The organism is Micromonospora sp. NPDC047187 (assembly GCF_040643355.1).
Classification (GTDB): Bacteria; Actinomycetota; Actinomycetes; order Mycobacteriales; family Micromonosporaceae; genus Micromonospora; species Micromonospora salmantinae.
In genome coordinates, this window is sequence record NZ_JBEYUF010000001.1 from 604,780 (window position 1) to 626,657 (window position 21,878).

Genomic DNA, 21,878 nt, shown 5'->3' on the forward strand with positions numbered 1-21,878 from the left:
CAACCCCGGGTCGAAGGCCGACAAGCCCGCCCGGCCCCCCCCCCCGCGCCCGGCCCGGCCGCGCGCCCGGGGCCCCCCCCGCCGGAGGTGTCAGGCCGTCGCCCGCTTCGGCAGCTTCCACCCGGGGCGGGGGAAGTGGCAGGTGTATCCGTTGGGGTAGGTCTGCAGGTAGTTCTGGTGCTCAGGCTCGGCTTCCCAGAAGTCGCCCGCCGCGGTGACCTCGGTGACGACCTTGCCAGGCCACAGGCCCGAGGCGTCGACATCGGCGATGGTGTCCTCGGCGACCCGCTTCTGCTCGTCGCCGGTGTAGAAGATCGCCGAGCGGTAGCTCAGGCCGATGTCGTTACCCTGGCGGTTCTTCGTCGACGGGTCGTGGACCTGGAAGAAGAACTCGAGCAGCGCGCGGAAGTCGGTCTTGTCGGTGTCGTAGACGACCTCGATGGACTCCGCGTGGGTGCCGTGGTTGCGGTAGGTGGCGTTCGGGACGTCGCCGCCGCTGTACCCGACGCGCGTGGACACCACGCCGGGCTGGCGGCGGAACAACTCCTCCATGCCCCAGAAGCAGCCGCCGGCCAGAATCGCCTTTTCGGTGTTCACATCGTCTCCTTGCCTGTCATCGTGCTGGTGTTCGTGCCACTCGTGAACAGGGTGCGGTATTCGCCGTACCCTGCGTCCTGCAGGTCGTCGAGGTGGATGAACCGCAGCGACGCCGAGTTGATGCAGTAGCGCAGTCCGCCCTTCTCGGGGGGACCGTCGTTGAAGACGTGGCCGAGGTGGCTGTTCCCGTGCAACGAGCGGGCCTCAGTCCGGATCATTCCGTGGCTGGCGTCTTCGCGCTCGACGACGTTCGTCTTGGCGATCGGCCTGGTGAAGCTCGGCCAGCCGGAGTTGCTGTCGTACTTGTCGACAGATGCGAACAGCGGCTCGCCGGACACGACGTCGACGTAGATGCCGGGATCATGGTTGTCCCAGTAGGCGTTGGCGAACGGTCGCTCGGTGCCGTCCTGCTGGGTCACGCGGTACTGCTCCGGGTTGAGCCGCGAAACGGCCTCCGGGTTCTTGCGGTACTGGGTGTGCTGGTGCACAGCTCTCCCTTCATGGCCTTGCGACGCAAAGCTGCGGAGCCAGGCGGAGCGCACCTGGACACGCAAGTACAGACAATCTCCGGGTCGGCCATATTCCCGCAGCCGCTGCCAAGACTGGACTCAAAAGTTCGGTATGAGATCTGTAACCGCTGCGTGCGATCGCCTCGTTACCGGCGCTGAACTGGTATTTGTCCTAACCTCAGCAGTGACCGCCTGTCTCAATAGTGGACTTGACAGACCAGTTTTGCCGCAACTAGGTTCGGGATGTCCGACGGGATGCCTCCGGTAGCGATGCGCTGCCCGACCTGCCCGCCGGCTTTGAGTTCGGCAGACGTCCCCGCCACTCGGCGACATCCTCGCGCCGCAGCCCCTGCCGGTCAGCGTGGTGTGGCACGGCGTCGAGGCTTGGCGCCGCCAATGCTGGGAACGGAGTTGTGCTCCTCGTGGCAGTGCGGCGAGGACTGGATGCAAGGAGGTATCTGATGAAGGCGATCGTGGTGACGGACGAGGCTGCGGGAACGGCCGGGATGACGCTGGTGGAGCGGCCTGAGCCGGCACCGGCCATTAACGACGTCGTTGTCCAGGTTCATGCGTCGGGTTTCGTCCCGACCGAGATGGAATGGCCCTCGACCTGGACCGATCGCCTCGGCCGTGACCGGACGCCGTCGATACCCGGGCACGAGCTGGCCGGAGTGGTAAGTGCACTCGGGTATGGCACGACCGGACTGTCGGTGGGACAGCGGGTCTTCGGCCTCACGGACTGGACCCGCGACGGCACCCTGGCGGAGTATGTGGCCGTCGAGGCGCGCAACCTCGCACCGCTGCCCGGCGACGTCGACTTCACGGTGGGCGCGAGCCTGCCGATCTCTGGTCTGACCGCCTGGCAGGGGCTGTTCGAGCACGGCCGCCTTCGGGCGGGGCAGAGCGTCCTCGTGCACGGCGCGGCCGGGGCAGTCGGTTCGATGGTGACGCAACTCGCACGGGAGTTCGGCGCCTACGTCATCGGCACCGGGCGCGCTGCCGACCGTCAAAGAGCGCTCGACTTCGGCGCACACGAGTTCGTCGACCTCGGCAACGAGGCCCTGGAAGACGTCGGCGGAGTCGATCTGGTTTTCGACGTCATCGGCGGTGACATCGGGAAGCGGTCGGCAGGCCTGATTCGAGCCGGAGGAACACTGGTCTCCGTTGTCGGGCCGCCCGAGGTGCGGCCCGCGGACGCCCTGACGATTGATTTCGTCGTGACGTCTGATCGCGGCCAACTGGGTGAAATCGTCCAACGGGTACGGGACGGGCGACTGCGGACGAACATCGGCAACGTCGCGGGCCTCGACGACGCCGTCGCCGCTCTCAACCCGACCGAGCGGATCACCGGAAAGACGATCATCAGCGCTCGCTCGTGAGGATTCGGGGGAAGTCGGCCCCGACGACGCGTGTTCACTGCCCCCGCTCGGTTGGGTGCGACCGAGGGGATGCCGGGTCCAGCACGTTGGCATACTCCGGATGAGCACTGACGAATGCTGCCGCGAACGGGCACGTCACGGTAGCGGTCTTCCCTTGCCTGCGCAGCTCGTCGAGAACGCCGCCGATGAGCCTGCTCGCTACTCCCTTCCCCCGGAACTCGGGGAACACGGATGTCGCCGACAGGATGACGCGGCCTCCGACCGTGCTGTAGACCAGCCCTGCCGCTGTCCGGCCCCCTATCGCGGCCTCGTAGATGCCGCTCGCGCTGTTGTTGGTGATGACGAAGTCGTCCGCGCCGGGCGGGGTGGCTACCGACAGGCTCGAGCCACCCGAGTCCTGCCCGGCGCTGGCCAAGGTGATCATGCTTCCGGTGTTGTTCACCAATGTTCCTCCTGAATATCATTTCGCTCCGATTGTGCGGATTCCTCGACGTTCAGGTAACCGGCACCGGAATGCTGACGACGAGCGACCCACGCAGGTCGGCCAGGGCCCGATCAGCCGTGCGCACCAGGCGCATGACCGTCCACCCAGGGGGATCGTCAGCTTCGACGTTTGTGGTCGGCACTGTCATCCTCCGGTGGGTCCGAAACGTTCGGTGCGGATGTTCGAGGGGTCGTAGCCGATGTCGACGAGAAGGTCGGCCACGGTTTCGACGAATCCGGTGGGCCCGCAGACGAACGCGACAACGCCGGCATCGCGGGGCCAGGCGACGCGGGCAAGGATGTCCGCGTCCAGTCGTCGAGGTGGGGCCGGCCAGCCGGGGGGCGCGACCCTGGTATAGACGTGGGTGACGGCGACAGGAGTATCGCCGGTGGCTTGTGCAGTCGCAAGATCCGCCGTGAACAGGGCATCCGACGGGGATCGGGTCGAGTAGAGGAGCCTGGTGGGAGTCGTCGCCGCACGCACCATCGACATCAGGGGCGCCACGCCGGATCCACCGCCGATCAGCAACGCCGGGCGCGGGTCGGCGGGTCGGCGTACGAACCAGCCGCCGAGCGGCCCACGGATCTCGAGGTGGTCACCCGGCTCCGCAACCTCGACGAGGTGCGGCGAGACCTCGCCGTCGATCACCGCCTGGACGGTCACCTCGAGCCGGTCGGGCCCCGGGGCGGACGAGATCGAGTAGCTACGGTGCGCCATGTAGCCGTCGGGAGCCGTCAACCGGACGTCGACGTGCTGGCCCGGCACGTGACCTGTCCAGCCGTCGACGTCGAGGACCAGGGTCCGCGCCGTCGCAGTCTCCGCGCGGGTGGCGGCGACGGTCGCCGGCTGCCAGGTCAGTCCTCCAGGTACCGCTGCTCGCGCCACGGGTCACCGTCGTTGTGGTAGCCGGCCGTCTCCCAGAACCCGGGCTCGTCGTCGAGACGCAGTTCCAGAGCGCGCAGCCATTTCGCGCTTTTCCAGAAGTACAGGTGAGGAACGAGGAGGCGAGCTGGCCCGCCGTGCACAGGAGCCAGCGGCTCCCCGTCAAACTCGTACGCCACCCAGGCTTGACCGTCGAGAAGGCCCTCGAGCGGGATGTTCGTGGTGTAGCCGCCGTAGGAGTGGGCGACCACATACTCGGCCGTGGTCTCGACGTCGGCCAGCAACGTGTCCACGGAGACGCCTCGCCAGCTCGTGCCGAACTTCGACCAGCGCGTGACGCAATGGATGTCCACGGTCGGCTCGTCGGCAGGAAGGGCGGTGAACTCCGCCCATGACCACGTGCTCCGCTCACCGGTCTCGGTGACGACGGCGAACTCCCACTCGTCGAGGTCGATGCGCGGTGTCGGTCCCGCCGACAGTACCGGGAAGTCGTCCGTGCGGTACTGACCGGGTGGGAGATCGGCGTCGTCGCGTCTGCGGCCCCCGAAACCGCGGGTGATCACTGCCATGCGCCCCGCCCTGAGTTGTGGGCGTATTGCCGCACTCTGGCGTCAGTAAACTGGACCATACCGTCCAGGTTACGCTGATGTGGTGACTGTCGGCAAACCTCGCTGGCTTTCGGTGGCGTAAGCCTCAGCATTCGTGGCGGTCGCGGCGGTGCGTGGTCGTTCGGCGGATGCCTCTGTGATACGGACTTGACGGTCCAAACAATCTCGGCCGTCGGTGAGAAGCCTCGCCCAGCAACCTGGGGCAGTCGTGGTCAGAGCCTCCACGGCAATCCTTTCCGTGGAGGCTCTGACCACTGTTGCGGATAGGTCGGCTAGCTCAGAGGCGCGGGTCCTGCTGGACCTTCAGGGCGTTGAGGATCGGGTCGCTCTCGCCCTTCTCCCGGCGAAGCTCGATCTTCAGATCGCCACCGGCGTGCTCGACGGTGACAATGTTCATGTCCGCGCTCAGCGCACCCACCTTCGCCCGCACGTCGTGGTCGTAGAGCACGACCTTGCCGTCGGCCAGCACATCGAAGGCACGCTTGCCGGCCTTGACCTTCTCGATCTCCGCGAAGTCGAGGCCGATCCGGTACGTCCCGGCGGGGGCGTTCTTGAACACGTAGCTGAACGTCCGCCCGGTCCGCTGGGTGCGGAACAGCGCGTCGTCCTCGGTGCCGGCGATGTCGGCAGTGGTGGCACGCGCCTTGCCGCCGACGTAACCCCACGGCCGCGAGCCGAGCCCCTGGTCGGGCGACCAGAAGAAGCCGTCGGCACCGACGTACCCGGATCCGCCGACGTCGACGCCCTTCCAGTAGGCCGAGGTCGCCAGACGGACCGGCTTGAGCTGAGCCTCGCCCTTGCCGGCGTTCGATGCCACGAGCAGGTCCCCGACGAGTACGCCGGGCTCGACGCCGGCGTTGTCGGCGGTCGCCGTGACAGTGGTGGACGTGCCGGCCGCGAGCGTGACGGTGCCGGTTGCTGCCGCGCCCGTGAGGGTCAGCCACGGAAGATCGGCGGCCTCGTGCCCACCGTCGCTGGTGCGCTTCTGCTCGCTGATCCGCACCTCGAGCGGGGCGGAGCCGGTGTTGGTCACTGTCAGGTCAGCCGTCGCCTTCTGGTCCCGGTCGAGGAGCCAGTCGAAGTCACCTGCGGTGACGGTGGCGATGCCCGTGGTCAACGCCGTGTCGACCGTCTCGGCCTGGTCCTTCTTGGCGATGGTCACGGGGTGGCTGGCGGTGGCGTAGTTCGGTGCCTCGACCTGCACGGTGTTCTCGCCGACCAGTGCCTGAGCCTTCCAGCGGCCCTTGGCGTCGGCGGTGATGACCCGTTCACCGGCCGGCCCCTTGAGCGTGATGATCGCGCCCTCGATCGGCTTGCCGTCGTTCTTGTCGGTGACGGTGCCCTCGATCGTGCCGGCGGCCGGGAGGGTGTACTCCAGCCCCAGGCCTGCCTTCAGGATGGGCTGGTTGAAGGAGTATTGGCTCGCGGGGTTACGCGTCAGGCTCTCCACGCCGACCGTTGCCGACGAGCCCTTGGTGAGAGGGTTGTCGCCGCCGACGCCGTCGCCGTACCCGATCTGGATCCGTCCGTCCGCGATCAGGGTGACCGAGAAGCTCACGCGAGCGGTCCGGTCGCTGTAGAAGGCGATGTTGCGCCACTCGACGACCTGCGCAGCCAGCCCGTCCACCTCGCTCGTGCCGAAGTAGATGCCCGCCTCGTCGTCGACGATGAGGTCGTCCCAGAGCGGATAGATCGCGTCGATCGGGTACGACGACGGCAGTGCCGTGTTGTTGCCCAGCGTGCTGGCGCGGTCGAAGGTCAGCGTGCCGTTCGTCGTCACGCACACCCCGTCCCAGGCCGTGTCGTAGAACGGAGCCAGGAAGCTGGAGTCGAACCACAGAGGGCCGCAGAGGTCGTCGCCGTGCCACCCGGACTCCTGCGTGCCCTGGCGGTAGAGCCCGTCGGTCACCTTCATGGAGTACGAGCGACCGGCGGGGGCCACCGGCACGGGGCCCGGCTCCGGCTCCTCGGGCTGAGGCTCCGGCTCCGCCTCGTCCGCGCGCGGGTCGAGCGTCACCCGCAACGCGGCGATGGTCGGGGCCTTCAGGCCCTTCGAGCCCCGTAGCTCCACCGACAGCGGACCGCCCTCGTGCTTCACGACGGCGGTGCGCCAGTCGGCGACGTTCGGCCCCACGACTGAGGCCGGGTCGTACGCGTACTCCGTCAGTGTTCCGTCCACGAGGACGTCGAACACCCGCTTGCCCTTGGCCACGTTCTCGATCTCGGCGAACCCGAAGTCGATCGCGTAGGTGCCAGTGGGCGCGTCGGGGAAGCGGTAGAACAACTGCTTGTCCGGCGTGGTGCGCTGCGACTGGAACAGGGCGTCGTCAGTCGTGCCTTCGATTCCGGCCTTCGTGGCGGTGACCTTGGTCTTCCCCTCGTAGCCCCACGCCTTCTTACCGGCGGCCTGGTCGGCGAGCCAGGTGTAGCCGGAACCGTCGGTGAACTTTGCGCCGCCGGCGTTGACGCCGACCTGGTACTTCGTGGTCGTGAGCGTCACCGGGACGTAGGTCTTGGACTGGCGTCCGGAGTCGGACCTCACCACGATGTTCGCGCCGAGGACCCCGGGCTTGGCGTCCTTCGAGGAGATCGAGACCTTGACTGTCGTCGACTGACCAGGGGCGAGGGTGCCGCCGGTCGAGGAGAGCGACAGCCACGGCAGGTCGGTGAGCAGATCGTCCTCGACGTCGACAAGCACGACGTCGTCGGCGAGCTGGTCCGCCGCCCACAGCGCACCGGTCGCGTCGGTTTCGAGGCCGCCGCCCTGGCCCGCCTTCTGGCCCGGGAACCACCACGCGTTCACCAGGGAGCAGTCGTCGGGGTCGACCTGCAGCAGGCGGGTGGGCCGGTTCGAGGTGAGGTCGGTGTACCAGATGGTGTCGGACGCCTGGTTGTAGGCCAGGCCCATCACCTCGGGCAGCGGCGGGGCGCAGAAGGACAGCAGCGCACCCGGGTTGTCGTGCGACGTGCCGGCGACGGTGCCGATCATGCCGTTCGCCCGGCCGCCGACGTAGAACACGTCAGCGGTCGGGTTGTAGGCGAGACCGGTCAGTGGCAGCGTGGACCAGTCACCCTTGATCTGCCTCGTCTCCTTGCCGGTGTCCCGGTTGAAGCAGTGGATGTAGCTGGCCGGGCTGTCCTCCATCTGGCACATGTCACCGGTCTTGGTGTCCAGGGCCATGTCGAACGCCCGGTACGCGGGGTTCCACGACGCGTCGAAGACCTTCCCGGTCGGCTTGCCCGTCACCGTCCAGGCGGTGTTGGTCCGCTTGTTGTAGTCGTGGACCCAGACGTCGCCGTCGTACCCGATGCCGGTGGGCTCCTTCTCCGCGATCGTGCCCGGGATGGCGATCCGGGTGATCACGTCTCCGCCGGAGGTCGCGCCGACCTTGCCGGCCGCCTGCGCTTCCGCGGCACGCGCCGTCGCCGCCTTGCCGTCGACGTTCGACGGCTTCATGCCGCTCGCACCGGCCTTCCAGGCGGCGAGGTCGATCGTGCTGGCTGTGCCCTTCCCGGTGCGCGCGGTGACGCCGGCGGCGTCGAGGTCGGGGTGGCGCGCGACCTCGCCCAGGTCGTACGTGAGCGGGGCGGAACCGTTGTTGGTCAGCGTCAGCGTGCCCGCGCCGTTCTGGTCGGCACCCAACAGCGCGTCGAGGCCGTCGGCCTTCAGGCCGGCGACACCAGTGGTCAGCCGCGCGTCGATCTTCGCCTTCGCGTAGAGCTTGTCGAGCGAGAAGGGGTACGCCACGGTCAGGTAGTTCGGCGCGTCGACGGTCATGGTGTAGTCGCCGACCGGAAGCTGGCGATGCACGATGCCCGTCCCGTTGGTCGTGACGGTCTCGACGAGCCCCAACTTGTTCGTGAACGAGACCTTGGCCCCGGCCACCGGCAGCCCGTCGTTCTGGTCGACGACTGTCGCGTCGAGGTACCCGAAGTCAGGCAGGTCGTAGGTGACGACCATCCCGTCGCGCAGCACCGGGGCGTGGTCGGAGAACCTGATGCCGTCGACGCCCGCCCAGCCCTGAATGCCGGTGACGGCGTGCGCGCCGGCGGTCACCGGGTCGTCGGACCCGACGCCGTCGCCGTACCCGAAGATCACCGTGCCGGAGCGGGTGAGCGTGGCCGAGAAGTTGACCGGCTCCGTGTACTCCGTCCGGTCCGGATAGGCCCAGAGCTTGGCGTTGCGGTACTCGACGACGAACGCGTCCTCACCGTTGACCTTGGTCGCTGCCGTGAAGACGCCTCCACCGGGCGCGAACTCGACGGGGGTCTCGACGTAGAACGGGAAGATGCCCGCCCCGCCATAGCCGGGTCCGGTGGCGCCGTCCGGGGCGATCACACCGCGCAGGCCGACGCCGAGGCTGTCGTGGCTGCCGTTGTAGAGCGCGATCGGGAACGGCAGTTGCACCGTCGCCCACACGCCACTGCCGAACGCGATCGGATCGGTGCCGCGCAGGTACTCGCCGTCGGAGAGGGCGCAGCTGTAGCCGCCCTCGTCGACGACGAGCCCCACGGGGATCTCCCGCGACTCGTTCTGCGCGCCGACGGTCAGCGGCACTGTGGTGGGGGAGAAGCAGGCGTTGGGCTTGACGTTCAGCGTGTACCCGCCCTCGGGGACAGCGCCGATCGTGAACGCGCCGTTGGCGTCCGTGCGTACCGGCTTCAGCGGCGTGCCCGTGACGGAGACGTCGGCGTTCGGGACGGGCCGCTTCTTGTCATCGACGACAGTGCCGCTGATGTCGTGCCGCCCGGCGGCCGTGAGTGGCAGCGTGACGGAGGTGTCCTGGCCGAGGGTGATCGTGACGCTGGCGGTCGCGGTCAGGTAGCCGAAAACCTTGGTGCTGAGCTGGTAGTCGCCGACCGGGAGGTTCGTCGTGAACCGGCCGTCCTTGTCGGTACCGATCGACCGGCTGAACGGCCCGCTGATCGTCACCTCGGCAGCGGGGACCGGGGTGCCGTTGGCGGTGACGACACCGGTGAGGGTGCCGCCCTGTCGGGGCGCGAGCTCGACCAGGCGGACGAGGTCGAGCCGTCCCTCGCCGTACTTGTTGTTGACCGCGGCGGTGCCGCCGCACTCGGTGTCGTCGACGTCGACGGCCGACTCGCCGAGCAGCCGGCGGGTTGTCTCGACCTGCCCGATGAGGGTCGGGTCGTAACTCCACAGCGCCGCGACCGCGCCGGCGACGTGGGGTGCCGCCATCGAGGTGCCGGACATCTCGACGTAGCTGTTGCCCGGGTAGGACGAACGGACGCCGTCGCCCGGAGCGGAGATCTCGGGCTTGATCCGGCCACCCTGACCCTCACCCTTGCGGGAGAACAACGAGAGCGTGCCGTCCGGCCGGTAGGCGCCGACGGAGTAGGCGCTCTCGGCGGAGCCGGGTGAGGAGACGGTGTCGCAGGCCGCGTACGGCGTGGTGTTGCCCGATGACCAGACGCTGAAGATGCCCGCGGCGCTCCAGGCCTCGTCGATGGCCCGGAAGAAGTCGTCGAAGCTGTGCTCGACGGTCTGGCCCCACGAGTTGTTGACGACGTGGGGGCGCTTGGACGGGTCGGGGTTGTTCCCCTGGACGTCGGTCGGGGCGAGCAGCCACCAGCCGGACCGCAGCAGCGACTCGACGCCGCTGCTGTCGCAGCAGCCGTTCGTCGCAATCCACTGCGCGTCCGGGGCGACGCCGACGTGGTTGGTGCCGTCGTCGCCGACCATGGTGCCCATGGTGTGCGTGCCGTGTCCGTTGTCGTCGCACGGTGCGCCAGTGCACGTGCCCCGGGCGCCCATCCAGTTGTAGTTGTGGTCGACGGTGCCGTCGGGCTTCGTGCCGCGGTACTGGTGCACCAGGGCGGGGTGGTCGAACTGGACACCCGAGTCGAGGTTGGACACTGTGATACCCGCACCGGTGGCGCCCATGGCCCACGCCTGCGGGGCGTGGATGGCGTCCAGACCCCACGACACGGTGCCCGCCTCGGCGCCGGCCTTCGGGGCGGTCGGGCGGGCAGCCTGGTCAGTGGGGATCTTCTCGTCCACGGGCTCGACCAGCGCGACCTGTGGCGTCGCGTGGATCTCGGCGACCTGCACCTTGGAGGCCACGTCGAGGGCGAGCTTCTCGGTGCCTCCCTTGACGAGCACGGCGTTGGCGATCGGGTAGGAGGTGTACTTGACGCCCGCCCGGTCGAGGTCGGTGGAGACGGATGCCAGGGAGTCCTTCGTCGCTGCGGTCAGCGCGTCGTAGACGAACTGACCACGAGCGGTCCAGTCGCTGAGCTTCTTCGCCGGACCGAGGTCGGCAGTGGTCTCGAACCTGATCCAGAAGTCGGAAGCCGGAGACGTGCGGAAGCGATCCTTCAGGTTCGCGGCGATCTTGTTGACGGCGGCGGTGGGATCCGGTTCAGCGGCAGACGCCGGTGGAGCCTGGACCATGCTCAGACCGACCGCTGCGGCAAGCGTTGCCGCGAGGGCTTTGAGTCTCATGAGAATCCTTCGACCTACAGGGGTTGGTAGGGGTCGTGGTTCTTGTGGTCGTCGGCACCGTCGCCACCGTCAACGTCACGGGCGTCGGGAGCGCTGACGCGCGGCTCGTGGGGCAGCTCGGGTGGTGGCGGGCGCTCGATGGCGGCGTCGTCACCCACGACAGGTCGCTCAGGCATGCATCGCCCAACGGCTATGAATCATGGAGTCATGCTCGGCGGGACGAGTGACCGTCGCTATCCAGCGGATACGTCAATTTTCACGACGCGTCGTGCAAGGAGTCCTCTTCCGCGAAAACTCCGGCCTCCACTGCCTTGACCGCGAGCGCGGTCCGCGAGCTCACTTTCAACTTGCGCATCGCGGCACGCAGCTGCTGATCCACTGTGGCTGGCGACTTGGCCAGGATCCGGCTGATCTCCCGGTTCGTCTTGCCGGCGACAACCAGTTGGACCACGTCGAGCTCGCGGGGTGAGAGCTGGTCGCCGTACCCGCGCCGGCCGCCGCGCCACAGTCGAGGGACGTCGGCGCCCTGTTCGCGAAGCCGCTGTGCGACCCGGTCCGCATCGCCGCGGGCCCCGAGCCTGAACAGCTGCTCGTACTGTGCCGCCAGCAGCTCTCGGCCCTGCTCGATCTGGCCTTGCGCGATGAGCGCCTCGGCTTGACGCTCGCGGGCGAGCATGGCGTCGTACGGGCGCGGCAACGCGCTCCAGGCGCGCGCCGCCCGACCGTGTGCCGTCGCCGCGCGGGCGTGGTCTCCGGCCGCGGTGAGCAGCAGGGCACGGCATACGGTGAGCGCGGCGCGAGGCGCAGGCGCCGTACGGCCACGCAGCCCTCTGGCGAACTGGTCGCCCAGACGGGTCGCGGCCTGCAGATCCCCTGCGGCGAGGTGCGCCTCGATCCGGGCGGGAACGAGGTCCGCCGCCCAGACCCAGATGCCCTTCCTCCGGACGGTGTCCATCGGCTCGTTGGTGATCTGCAGCGCCCGGCCGCTGTTTCCGTCCGTCAGCCACAGTCTGGCCAACGCGGCGGCGGCCTCCATCGTGTCGTCGGCTGCGCCGAGACGGGCAGACTCCTCGAGGACCAGCCGGAACTGCTCCTCCGCCGCGCGCCGCCGCCCGGCTGCCGCGGCCAGCCGGGCAGCGAGGCGAATGCTGCCGAGGTAGTGCGCCGGCCGGTCCCGGTCGGCATCGGCGAGTGCCGCGCTTCGCTCCGCGAGACCCTCCCACCGACCGGTCAGCCACGCCAGGTTGGCCTGTTCGAGTCCGACGTTATGGTGCAACCGGGACGCCTGCTCGGCCTCGGCAAGGCGCATGGCCACGTCGAGGTGTTCCTCCGCGTCGGCGTACCGACCCCAGATCAGCGCGCCGGTCCCGACATTTGCGTGGATCCGGGCCACGTCGAGACGCTCCGCCGCCGTCGCGCCGTCGACGGGCAGGTCGGCGACGACGTCCCAGGCCTCCTCCTCGCCGAGCATGAGCAACGCCGCGGCGCGGTTGCCGGCCAGGTTCAGCCGCTCCGCGGGAGAATCGAAGCCGGCGGTGAGTTCAGCGGCGCGATCCAGCCACCGCCGATGGGTCGACGCCGGCCACGGTCCCGCATAGGCCCAGCCAAGGTAGGTCATCGCCCGAGCCGCCTCGACCGGGTCGTGGTCGAGGTTGGCCACCGCCTGCTCCAGCTCGCTGAGTGCGGCCTGCGCCTCACCCCCGGTGATCAGGAGCCGACCCAGGGGGTTGCGGATCTCGGCCTGCTGGCGGGCGGAGAGACCGGGGGTTTCCAGCACCGAGCGCAAGGTACGGATCACGCGGTGGTGGACCTCGTCGACCGGTTCACGGCGGCCCAGTGCGGCGACTCCGGCGATGCGCGCGACCCGTGCCCGGTCCACCGGCGCCAGCACGGCCCACGTCAACAGATCGACCAGCAGCTCGACCGCCTTGGTGTGGTCACCCGAGGCCATGGCCAGCTCGGCACTCTGCTCGGCGTACCGCGCCCAGGACTGCGTCTCGCCCGCCTCACGGAAGTGGTGGGCGAGGCGTGCCACCGGCGGCGGATGGATGTGCTCCACGGCCCGGCCGGCCAGCAGGTGGAAGTGCCTGCGGTCGGTCAACGGGATCGCTTCGTAGACAGCCGTGGCGGCCAGCACATGCCGGAATCGCCACCGGCCGCGGTCGTCTCCGTCCAGGACACCGGCGCCGGCCGCCTCCGCGACAGCGCCTCGACACGCACCTGGTGACAGACCGGCGGTCATCGCTATCGTTTCCACCGACGACCGCTCAGCCAACGTCGCCGCGGCCCGCAACACCTGCTGCGCCGTCGGCGACAGACGGCCCACCCGCTCCCGGGTGGAGTCGCGCACCGTTGGCGGCACCTGAAGCTCGCGCAACTTCAGCCGGACCCACTGTCCGTCGCGGAACACGAGGTCGGCGCGGTCGCACATGAGGCGAACCGACTCCTCCACGGCCAGCGGAACGCCGCCGGTCCGCTCGTGCATGAACGTCGTGAACTCCTGGGAAATCGGGTTGCCGTCCAGCATCGAGGACACCAGCGCTGCCGTGTCCGCGGGGCGCATGGGCGCCAGGGCGATCCTCAGCTGGGTCACGCCAGCAGGCAACCGGGACGTCAGCCGCAGCAACAGTGATCCGTCGTCCACCTCCTCCGGCCGATAGGAGATCACGAGACTGGGCCCGTTCGACTGCTGCCGGGAGGTGACGAACAGCAGGAACTCCAGGGTCACCTCGTCGGCCCAGTGAGCGTCCTCGAGCACGAGGACGTCGACACCCAGAGCCCGCAGCAGCTCCTCCAGGGCGCGGAACAGGCGATGCCGTGCCGCCTTCGCATCGCCCAACGGCTGCAACGCGGGCGGCAGGTCCGCGGACCACTCAGGGAACAGGGGCCGTAACGCACCCGCAAGCTCGGTGAGCCGCAATCGCGACACCGGGCCGTCGATCCCCCGGAACGCGTCGACGATCGGCCCCAACGTCAGCGACTCGCGAAGCGGTGGGCACACCGACACCAAGGCAGTGCGCTGATCCGGCGCGGCCAACCACTCTCGCAGCAGTCGGCTCTTCCCGATCCCCGCCTCGCCCTCGACCAGCACGATCGCCGGTGGCCGGGCCAAGGCGCCCCGAAGGGCCGCCATCTCCCGATCACGACCCACGAAATGCGGAGTGGAGACGGTCGGTGAGGTCCCGTCGTCCTCGGGCGAGGGGTCGAGCATGCGTGATGATCTCGCTTTTCGCTGCTCGGACACAAGTACCACCGTGGGCGACCGTCGGGCGACTGACGCGGGTGTGGTCAGCGGTTGTTCGCCGATGTTGGCCGCCTGCCACTCGACCGGGTGGCACCCTGAGCACGTGGACTGGGCAGTGAGCCGGGGAGAGCTGGCATCGGGACTACGGTGAACGGCCTCTGATGCGTACCGCGTTGATCGTAGTGGCCGCGCTGGCGACGGCGGTGGTCGTGGACCTGATCTCGGGCATGGTCGTCCGCCGGGTAGCCCGCGGCCGTTACCAGTGGCTGCTGGAGCCCCTGCGGCATGCCTGCCGCCGCCCGGCGGGGGTGCTGCTGCTGGTCGGGGCGCTGTACTACGCGCTGCCGTTGGGTCCGGCCGGGTGGCAGCGTCATCTGTGGCACGTCGTCCTGGTGGCCTTGGTGCTGTCCGGGGCATGGTTAGTGATCAAGGCGTTGCACGTCGCCGAGGCGGTCGCGTTCAGTCGACTGCCGGGCGACGCGGTCGCCAGCCGGCGAGTCCGGCGGGCCCGAACGCAGATTCGCCCCGTGCGGCGGCTCACCGTCGCCGTGGTCACCATCGTCGCGATCGGCCTGATCCTGATCACCTTTCGGCCGGTACGCCTCTTCGGCGTCTCCGTGTTGACGTCGGCGGGGGTGGTCGGCGCGTTGATCGGCCTGTCGGCCCGTACCGCGCTCGGCAACGCGTTCGCCGGTGTCCAGGTCGCCTTTGCCGACGGCCTGCACGTCGGCGACGTGCTGGTGGTGGACGGCGAATGGGGCCGAGTTGAGGAGGTGAAGCTGACCAACGTGGTGATCCGGCTCTGGGACGAGCGGATGCTCATCCTGCCGACCACCTACTTCACCGAGCGGCCGTTTCAGAACTGGACCCGGAACGAATCTCGGGTAGTCGGCAAGATCCAGATCCATGTCGACCACACCGCCGACCTGGACGACCTACGCCGGGAAGCGCGCCGGTTGGTCGAGTCCTCACCGCTGTGGGATCGCGACCAGTGGGCGCTCCAGATGGTCGACTCCACTCACCAGACAGCGGTCATCCAGGTGCAGGCCTCGGCCGCCGACGGCGCCAGCGCCTGGGACCTGCGCTGCGACCTGCGCGAGGGACTGGTTCGCTATCTTCGCGACCGCCATCCTCAGTGGCTGCCCCGCACCCGCGGCCAGTATCAGCCTTGAGTCGGGCGGGCCCGACGGCCCGATTACCTCCCGCTGTGCGACTGCCCGCTCTTCTCGTCCCGCCAGCCATCGGGGTGGGGATGATAGCCGTAAGCGGCAGCCCGTACCGTTTCCTCGTTTTCCAGCCCGGAGCCGATCGCGCCGCCGACGGTGGCCAGCGAGCCGGTGATCCAGGCGAGCGTCAGATAGTCGGTGAAGTCGACTGGCCGCTGCAAGGTCTGTTCCAGCACGGAGGTGTCGATCAGCAGCGCCGCGACGAGCACCGTTCCCACGAACAACACCACGTAGGACAGCACCGTGGCCAGAGTGAGGGTGAGGATCGTACCCAGGTTGAACAGCCGTGCCAGCTCGGTCGGCGTCTCGCGGCTCGGTTTCTCCCACAGGTCGTGCGCGACGATCAACCAGGCCACCAACGCTGTCAGCCCGAGCAGCATGATCACGGCGAGCCGGAGTCCGCCGAGCGCATCGCCGATCTGCCAGATGGTGTCCGTGGTGAGCGCGAACGCGGCGGTGCCGAACGCGCCGACCAGCAGCTTCGACAGGCCCAGCAGGGCACGCCCCGGACGGTTGGCTCGAACCATGCCGATCAACAGCCGTAACCGGCCGGTGAGCCGTGAGGCGACGTAGCGCCGCTCACCGGCGTCGGCCTCGCCGACCACCCGGTGTACGGCGGGAACCCGGCTTGCCATCTCGGCCGGTGCCCAGCCGCCCGGCGGCACCCGCTGGTCGGTTGCGTCGGCCAGCAGCCGGCTCACCAGATCCGGAACGGCTGCGCGGGCCGCTCGCAGTTGGTGCATTCCCAGCGCGGGCAGGGACACCACAGCGACTCGACGCCGAGCGGAGGTCTGCGCCACCAGCGGCACCCGCTCGGCATGCAGCGGCAGATCGGTCAGGCAGATGGCGAGGTCCCAGTGGTCCTCGGCACGCCGACGGGCAAGATCATCGAGTAGCGCCTCAACGCCGCCGTCGCGGCGGGGCGCCACCTCGCCCCAGCCTTCCCGGACGATCCACCGCACGTCCGCGTTCACCCGCTCGGCCAGCCCGCTGGCCAGTTCGGTGGTGAGCCGCGCGGCCACCCGGGCCGGGTGGTCCGGCGGGGTTGCCACCAGTCCGACGACGATCTCCGGGCGGTCCTGTTCACTCTGCGTCATCGGTGCTCCTCACCGGTAGCCGGGCCCGGCCGCTGACGGCGAACAAACCGGGCCTCAGGCGCCGTCGCGGCAGCTACCCGTGCCGGCTGAGGTAGCGGTACGGCCAGGCCGCCGAGAGGAGCACCCCCGACCAGCCCGTACAGCGCCACCGCGACGCACTCGTCGAACCGGGCGCCCCGCCCACGCAGCCTAAGAGAACACCCTGATCGGTGCAGCGGATTCAGTGGAAGGTGCCCTTGACCCTTCTGCGCCGGGCCGAGGGCACCGGCCAGGTGCGGCCTGACGTGGTCCTGGACGACCTCGGTCAGAGCGCCATCTGCATGAATACGTTGGCGCGGGCGTACGGCGCCAGTGGAATCTGTTCCGGGCTGACGTGCTTGAAGCCGGCGGACTCGTAGAGCCGTACCGCGTTCGGGAGCTTGGTGCTGCTACCCAGGAACAGGGTGGTCGCGCCGAGCGTGCGGGCCCGATCGATCGCCGCCTGAATCAGCTGCCGGCCGATGCCCTTGCCACGGACCGCCGGGGTCACTGCCATCTTCGACAGTTCGAAGACGTCGTCCGAGCTGCGGACCAAGGCGACACAGCCGACGATCTTCGCTTCGTCACGGACGATCAGCACGTCCCCGCCCGGGTCGACGATGGCCGCGAACGGGTCGCTCAGGGTCTTGCGGTCCGATTCCTCGATGGCGAACAAGTGGGAAATCCACTCCTCGTTGAGCGTCCGGAAGGCCTGGGCCTCCTCCCCGGTGGTGATCGACGTGATGGTCAGCGTGCTCGGGTTCATGGGTGGATTGTCAACCGCCGCCATCGCGGCGGCCAAGGCTTCGAGGCCGGTCACCTTCGCGGCGGCCAGCGGTAGGCGGACAATGGGGTGATGAAGCGAGACGTAAGCCTGATGCGGTTGACCGGAACGCGCGCCAACGGCGCTGTGGCGACGGGCGCGGCGGCTACCGGCGCGCGGGCTGCGGGGGCGGTGTCGCTCGGTGCCCTCGCCGTGGGTGCGCTGGCCGTCGGGGCCGTGGCCGTCGGGGCGTTGGTCATCGGGCGGTTGGCGGTCCGCCGGGCGGTCGTGCGGGAGTTGCGCGTCGGCCGGTTGGAGATCGACGAGTTGGTGGTGCACAGCCGACCCACTGCTGAGGGATGACCGGCGCGTCAGGGGTAGCGGCCGCCCGGGACGGGGTGGACAGACGGTCGGTCTGCCCACCCCTGGCGTCGAGTCAGTAGCGACGCAGGACGCGCTTGTCCGCGTCCAGATGGCGGTCGAGTTTGATCACGATGAACTCGTTGTTGTCCGCCTGGCCGGCCGTCCGGCCCGCCGACGACGGGAAGTTGTTGTCGTTCAGGACGGCGAGCGTGCGGTCGTCGAGGATCACCACGTCCTCGATCGTCTGGAACGGGAACGTGAACGGGTCACCGAACCCGCCGACGTGCCGAGGGTTGGCGACTGCCATCAGGTCGGCGACCAGCGTCTTGTCGAGCAGTCCGTCGCGGTTCCGGTCGCGCTTGTCGGCGAGATAGATCTTCTTGACCTTTGCCGTCTCTCCCTGGCCGTTGTCCCGCTCGATGATCAGGAAGCGGTCGCGATCGACCATGATGGCGTCACCGATCGCGTGAGCAGGAGAGTCGAGCGCGTAGGTCCAGCGCCGACCGGTGTAGGTGTTGGTTCTGGTGTCGAACTCGTTGAGCCGGAGGGTGCCGGCCGGATCGCCAGTGGTCGTGCCCTCGAGCAGCGGGTAGAGCGTGCGACCGTCCGGCGACTGGGCCATGCCCTCGAAGCCCTTACTGCTGGCGAGGTTGGCCGGGGTCGCACCGCGGCCCGGGTTCTCGGGGGCGAACACCCCGGGCAGCGGCACCGGCGCCTGTAGCAAGCGGCCCGCCCGGTCGAAGTGCAGCAGGTACGGACCGAACTCGTCACCGAGCCAGTACGTGCCGTCCGGCGTCCGGGTAATCGACTCGACATCGAAGTCGGCTCCGGTGAGCACGCGGTCGGCACGAGTGAGCGGGAATGGCACCTTGCCATACGGGTCGGTCAGGTTGATGCCACCGAGCACGTCCACGGCGCCGCTGCCGAAGTTAGGCGCGACCCGCTGCACACGCAGCACGAAGTCGGCACTGTTGGCCTTGTTGCCGAAGCCGTTGTCGGACAACACGTCGAAGGTGCCGTCGGTGTTGCGCAGGACGCCGCTGAACCCCTGGATCGGTTGGTCGGCGAACGGCGGGGTGATCCCGTTGATGGGGGCGCTGCCGAGTGACGAGCCGGACGGTTCGCTACCGGGAACGAAGGTTGCTGCTGGCAGCGCGGCGAACTTCAACAACTCGGCCTCGTCCCACGTGTTCCGCTCGGCCGCGGCTGCGGTCGCGCCACCCGGCAGCGTCAGGGTCAGGGCGACCACCGCAGCAGTCAGGCCCACCCGCTTGCTTACTGCCATCAATCCTCATCTCTCCAGGTACGAGCAGGGCGTTCTCGGTCCGCTGGCACCGTAGAGCGACGCGGTGAATTCAAACTGACCACAGGGGAATGCACGCTCAAACCGTGCTGTCACTTCTCGTCCCTGTTCGTCACCCTGTCAGCGGCCCTGCAGGCGCTTCACGTTGTCGCCGAAGGTCCAGCCCTTCGACCCGTCCCAGTTCGCCGACCAGGTCATCAGGCCCTTCAGGCCGGGCACGGAGTTCCAGGCCTGGGTGACCAACGACGTCGACATGTAGCCGCCGCCCGCCCCGGTCTGCGCCGGCAGGCCCGGGACCTGCTTGTCGTACGGCACCCGGATGGTGGTGCCCTGAATGGTGAGCCCGTTGTTCAGGCACTGCGTCTGCACCGTGAAGCCCTGCACGGTGCCCGCCGGGTACGAGTCGCCGGCGCAGCCGTACATGCTGCCGTTGTAGTACTGCATGTTCAGCCACCAGAGCCGGCCGTTGTCCACGTACTTCTTGATGATCGGCAGGTACGAGCCCCAGATCGAGCCGTAAACCACGCTGCCGCCGGTGACGTAAGCGGTCTCCGGTGCCATGGTCAGGCCGAAGTTCGACGGCATCCGGGCCAGCACGCCGTCGATGATCCGGATCAGGTTGGCCTGCGACGTGGACAGAGTGTTGATGTTGCCGCTGCCGGTCAGGCCGGTCTCGATGTCGATGTCGATGCCGTCGAAGTGGTAGGCAGTCAGGATCGGCACTATCGTCGCGATGAACCGGTCGGCGACCGCCGTGGAGCTCAGGTCGATGCCCGCGGCGGCCCCACCGATCGACATCAGGATCGTGGCGCCGGCCGCTTTGGCCTGGCACATCTCGGCCGGGGTGGCCACCTTCACGCCGACGTCCATGCCGTTCTCCCAGAGGACCGTGCCGTCCGAGCGGATCACCGGGAACGCCGCGTTGATCACGTTGTAGCCGTGCTGGTTGAGCCGGCTGTCGGTGATCGGGATCCAGCCGAGGCCGGGGTGTACGCCGTTGGAGGCTCCGTCCCAGTTCTCCCAGTAGCCCTGCAGCACCTTGCCGGCGGGCCGCGACTTCACCGCACAGGTCCCACCGGTTGGCGGCGGTGTGGTGGGGGGAGGTGTGGTCGGTGGTGGCGTGGTGGGCGGCGGGGTCGTGGGTGGTGGCGTGGTGGGCGGTGGCGTCGTCCCCGAGCACGCGCCGAGGTCACGCCAGAGCGACGGAGTGGCGGCGGGGTTCCACCCGGCGCCGGGGTGCGCGGTGTGGGTGACCAGCGCCTGGTAGAGCCGGCCGCCGTAGGTGACCTGGGCGCCCGCCTGGTAGGTGGGGCCCTCGGCCCAGGTGGGGGCGGTGCAGGCGACCATCGGGACGGCGTTGGCCGAGGGCACGGCCGCCATGCTGCTGGGGACGAAGGCGACGGCGGCCGTGACGGTCATCGCCGCCCCGGCTACCACTGCGAATATTCGACGGCTTCTCATGGCTCACTCCCCAGGCTTCGACGACCCGCGACCTCCACATATTGACGTTCGTGACAGTTAATATCAAGGGTTGTTTACAGATACCGGGAAGTCGGTGGGGGAGCGGCCCGCACCCGATCCGCTCACTCCACGTACCGCACTGTTCGTCTGACCGACGAACAGTCGTGACGTCGCGGCCAGATCCACCAACATGTATATGACTATGACTGGACATCACCCACACCACTGCCATCACGACCACGGATCCGACGACGACGTGCCGTACGGCCAGGTTGACATCCCCGCCGGCCTCGGCCGCCGGGCGCTGCTGGCCGGTGCCGGCGGAACGCTAATGCTGGCCGCGCTACCGACCGCCGCCCGGGCGGCCAACACGACGATGGCCGGCGCCCCGACCGCGGCGGTCGGTGCCGGCCGGTCGTCCCTCATCACCCAGGGCACGATGCTGGTCCACACCGACATGCACAACCACACGGTCATGTCGGACGGTGACGGCAGCGCCGAGGCCGCGTTCGCCTCGATGCGCGAGGCCGGTCTGGACGTCGCCGCGCTGACCGATCACGCCACCCTCTTCGCCATCGACGGGCTCAGCTCGTCAGAGTGGCGGACCACCGGTGACCTGGCCAACGCGGCCAACGACCCGGGCCAGTTCACAGCGATCCGCGGGTTCGAGTGGTCGCATCCGTTGCAGGGGCACATCAACGTCTGGAACACCTCCGACTTCGCCGACCTGTTGCGGGCCGGCAGCCCCGGCAGCCTGTACAACTGGCTCACCGGCCGGCCCGGGGGTCTGGCGAGCTTCAACCACCCCGGTCGGGAGGCGGGCCGGTTCAACAACTTCTCCTTCAACGCCTCGGCCCGCGATCAGCTCGTGGGGCTGGAGATGTTCAACCGGACCGACGACTTCCTCTTCGAGGGCTGGTCGTCGGGTGCGACATCACCGCTGGTGGCCTGCCTGAACGCCGGTTGGCGCCCGGCTCTGACCGGTGTCACCGACGAGCACGGCACCACGTGGGGCTTCCACGAGGGCAAGGGCCGAAGCGGCCTGTGGGTCGCCGAGAACACCCGCGCGGCGGTGTTCGAGGCGATGGCCGCCCGCCGTTCCTTCGCCACGCGCGTCTCGGGCCTACGGGTGGACGCCACCGCCAACGGCGTACGCATGGGTGGCGTGCTGAACGTGGCCTCCGGCGACGTCCGGTTCCTGCTGGACCTGGACCGCGGCTCGGCCTGGGACGGCAAGCCCCTGCGGATCCAGGTCCTCCGTCCCGGCACCTCGGCGCCGACCGTCGTCGACGTCATCGACACCGTCAACGGTCAGGTCACCGACTTCACAGTGCCGCTCGACGTCACCGACGGCGACTGGGTGGTGCTCCGGATCTCCGACCCGTCGCTGCCCAACGGCACCCCCGGCCCCGCCGGCCACCCGTGTAACGACTTCGGCGTGGCCTATACCAGCCCCTGGTGGCTCCGACCCTGACCGT

Annotated in this window: 16 protein-coding genes; 4 read left to right on the plus strand and 12 right to left on the minus strand. The window is 68.9% G+C overall.

What is annotated here, in order from left to right; all coding sequences use genetic code 11:
- Positions 1-90: 90 nt before the first annotated feature.
- Positions 91-597: a peptide-methionine (S)-S-oxide reductase MsrA gene (msrA, locus tag ABZ794_RS02520; RefSeq protein WP_210780502.1), complete on the minus strand. Its 507-nt coding sequence runs from the start codon at positions 595-597 to the stop codon at positions 91-93.
- Positions 594-1,085 carry a peptide-methionine (R)-S-oxide reductase MsrB gene (gene msrB / locus ABZ794_RS02525; protein WP_210780501.1) on the minus strand — a complete coding sequence of 164 codons (492 nt, stop codon included), beginning with the start codon at positions 1,083-1,085 and terminating at the stop codon, positions 594-596. The genes msrA and msrB overlap by 4 nt, the downstream gene beginning before the upstream one ends.
- 482 nt (positions 1,086-1,567) lie before the next feature.
- On the opposite strand from msrB, the gene ABZ794_RS02530 reads away from it, so the two are divergent.
- Positions 1,568-2,485 carry an NADP-dependent oxidoreductase gene (locus tag ABZ794_RS02530; RefSeq protein ID WP_357513843.1) on the plus strand — a complete coding sequence of 306 codons (918 nt, stop codon included), beginning with the start codon at positions 1,568-1,570 and terminating at the stop codon, positions 2,483-2,485.
- A gap of 34 nt (positions 2,486-2,519) precedes the next feature.
- On the opposite strand, the gene ABZ794_RS02535 is transcribed toward ABZ794_RS02530, so the two are convergent.
- The 6 genes from ABZ794_RS02535 to ABZ794_RS02560 form a co-directional block, all read right to left on the minus strand.
- Positions 2,520-2,927: a GNAT family N-acetyltransferase gene (locus ABZ794_RS02535; RefSeq protein ID WP_357513845.1), complete on the minus strand. Its 408-nt coding sequence runs from the start codon at positions 2,925-2,927 to the stop codon at positions 2,520-2,522.
- 186 nt (positions 2,928-3,113) lie between these two features.
- Positions 3,114-3,854 (minus strand): FAD-binding oxidoreductase, encoded by a 741-nt coding sequence (locus ABZ794_RS02540; RefSeq protein ID WP_238689796.1) that lies wholly within the window; start codon positions 3,852-3,854, stop codon positions 3,114-3,116.
- Complete coding sequence (locus ABZ794_RS02545; protein WP_210780498.1) at positions 3,824-4,420, minus strand: sulfite oxidase-like oxidoreductase; 597 nt, start codon at positions 4,418-4,420, stop codon at positions 3,824-3,826. The genes ABZ794_RS02540 and ABZ794_RS02545 overlap by 31 nt, the downstream gene beginning before the upstream one ends.
- A gap of 316 nt (positions 4,421-4,736) precedes the next feature.
- Positions 4,737-10,925, minus strand: a complete 6,189-nt coding sequence (locus tag ABZ794_RS02550) for a S8 family serine peptidase (protein ID WP_357513848.1) — start codon at positions 10,923-10,925, stop codon at positions 4,737-4,739.
- A 14-nt stretch (positions 10,926-10,939) separates the two neighbouring features.
- Positions 10,940-11,101 (minus strand): hypothetical protein, encoded by a 162-nt coding sequence (locus ABZ794_RS02555; protein WP_238689794.1) that lies wholly within the window; start codon positions 11,099-11,101, stop codon positions 10,940-10,942.
- A gap of 80 nt (positions 11,102-11,181) precedes the next feature.
- Entirely contained in the window at positions 11,182-14,136 is a 2,955-nt protein-coding gene (locus tag ABZ794_RS02560) for an AAA family ATPase (protein ID WP_357513849.1), read from the minus strand.
- A 194-nt stretch (positions 14,137-14,330) separates the two neighbouring features.
- Between ABZ794_RS02560 and ABZ794_RS02565 the strand changes: the two genes are divergently transcribed.
- Positions 14,331-15,341 carry a mechanosensitive ion channel domain-containing protein gene (locus ABZ794_RS02565; protein ID WP_210780494.1) on the plus strand — a complete coding sequence of 337 codons (1,011 nt, stop codon included), beginning with the start codon at positions 14,331-14,333 and terminating at the stop codon, positions 15,339-15,341.
- 23 nt (positions 15,342-15,364) lie between these two features.
- Here ABZ794_RS02565 and ABZ794_RS02570 read toward each other — a convergent pair whose 3' ends face one another.
- Both ABZ794_RS02570 and ABZ794_RS02575 read right to left on the minus strand, forming a co-directional pair.
- Positions 15,365-16,492: a hypothetical protein gene (locus tag ABZ794_RS02570; protein ID WP_357513852.1), complete on the minus strand. Its 1,128-nt coding sequence runs from the start codon at positions 16,490-16,492 to the stop codon at positions 15,365-15,367.
- 304 nt (positions 16,493-16,796) lie between these two features.
- The gene (locus tag ABZ794_RS02575; protein WP_238689791.1) at positions 16,797-17,330 is read right to left on the minus strand and encodes a GNAT family N-acetyltransferase; all 534 of its coding nucleotides are present in this window, start codon (positions 17,328-17,330) and stop codon (positions 16,797-16,799) included.
- A gap of 36 nt (positions 17,331-17,366) precedes the next feature.
- On the opposite strand from ABZ794_RS02575, the gene ABZ794_RS02580 reads away from it, so the two are divergent.
- Positions 17,367-17,636, plus strand: coding sequence for a hypothetical protein (locus ABZ794_RS02580; RefSeq protein WP_210780492.1), 270 nt, complete (start codon positions 17,367-17,369; stop codon positions 17,634-17,636).
- A 73-nt stretch (positions 17,637-17,709) separates the two neighbouring features.
- On the opposite strand, the gene ABZ794_RS02585 is transcribed toward ABZ794_RS02580, so the two are convergent.
- Positions 17,710-18,921 carry an esterase-like activity of phytase family protein gene (locus ABZ794_RS02585; RefSeq protein ID WP_357513855.1) on the minus strand — a complete coding sequence of 404 codons (1,212 nt, stop codon included), beginning with the start codon at positions 18,919-18,921 and terminating at the stop codon, positions 17,710-17,712.
- 138 nt (positions 18,922-19,059) lie between these two features.
- On the minus strand, positions 19,060-20,400 hold the full coding sequence (locus ABZ794_RS02590; protein ID WP_357513857.1) for a glycosyl hydrolase family 18 protein: 1,341 nt from the start codon (positions 20,398-20,400) through the stop codon (positions 19,060-19,062).
- A 196-nt stretch (positions 20,401-20,596) separates the two neighbouring features.
- Here ABZ794_RS02590 and ABZ794_RS02595 point away from each other — a divergent pair, with 196 nt between their 5' ends.
- The gene (locus ABZ794_RS02595; RefSeq protein WP_357513859.1) at positions 20,597-21,874 is read left to right on the plus strand and encodes a CehA/McbA family metallohydrolase; all 1,278 of its coding nucleotides are present in this window, start codon (positions 20,597-20,599) and stop codon (positions 21,872-21,874) included.
- Positions 21,875-21,878: the final 4 nt, after the last annotated feature.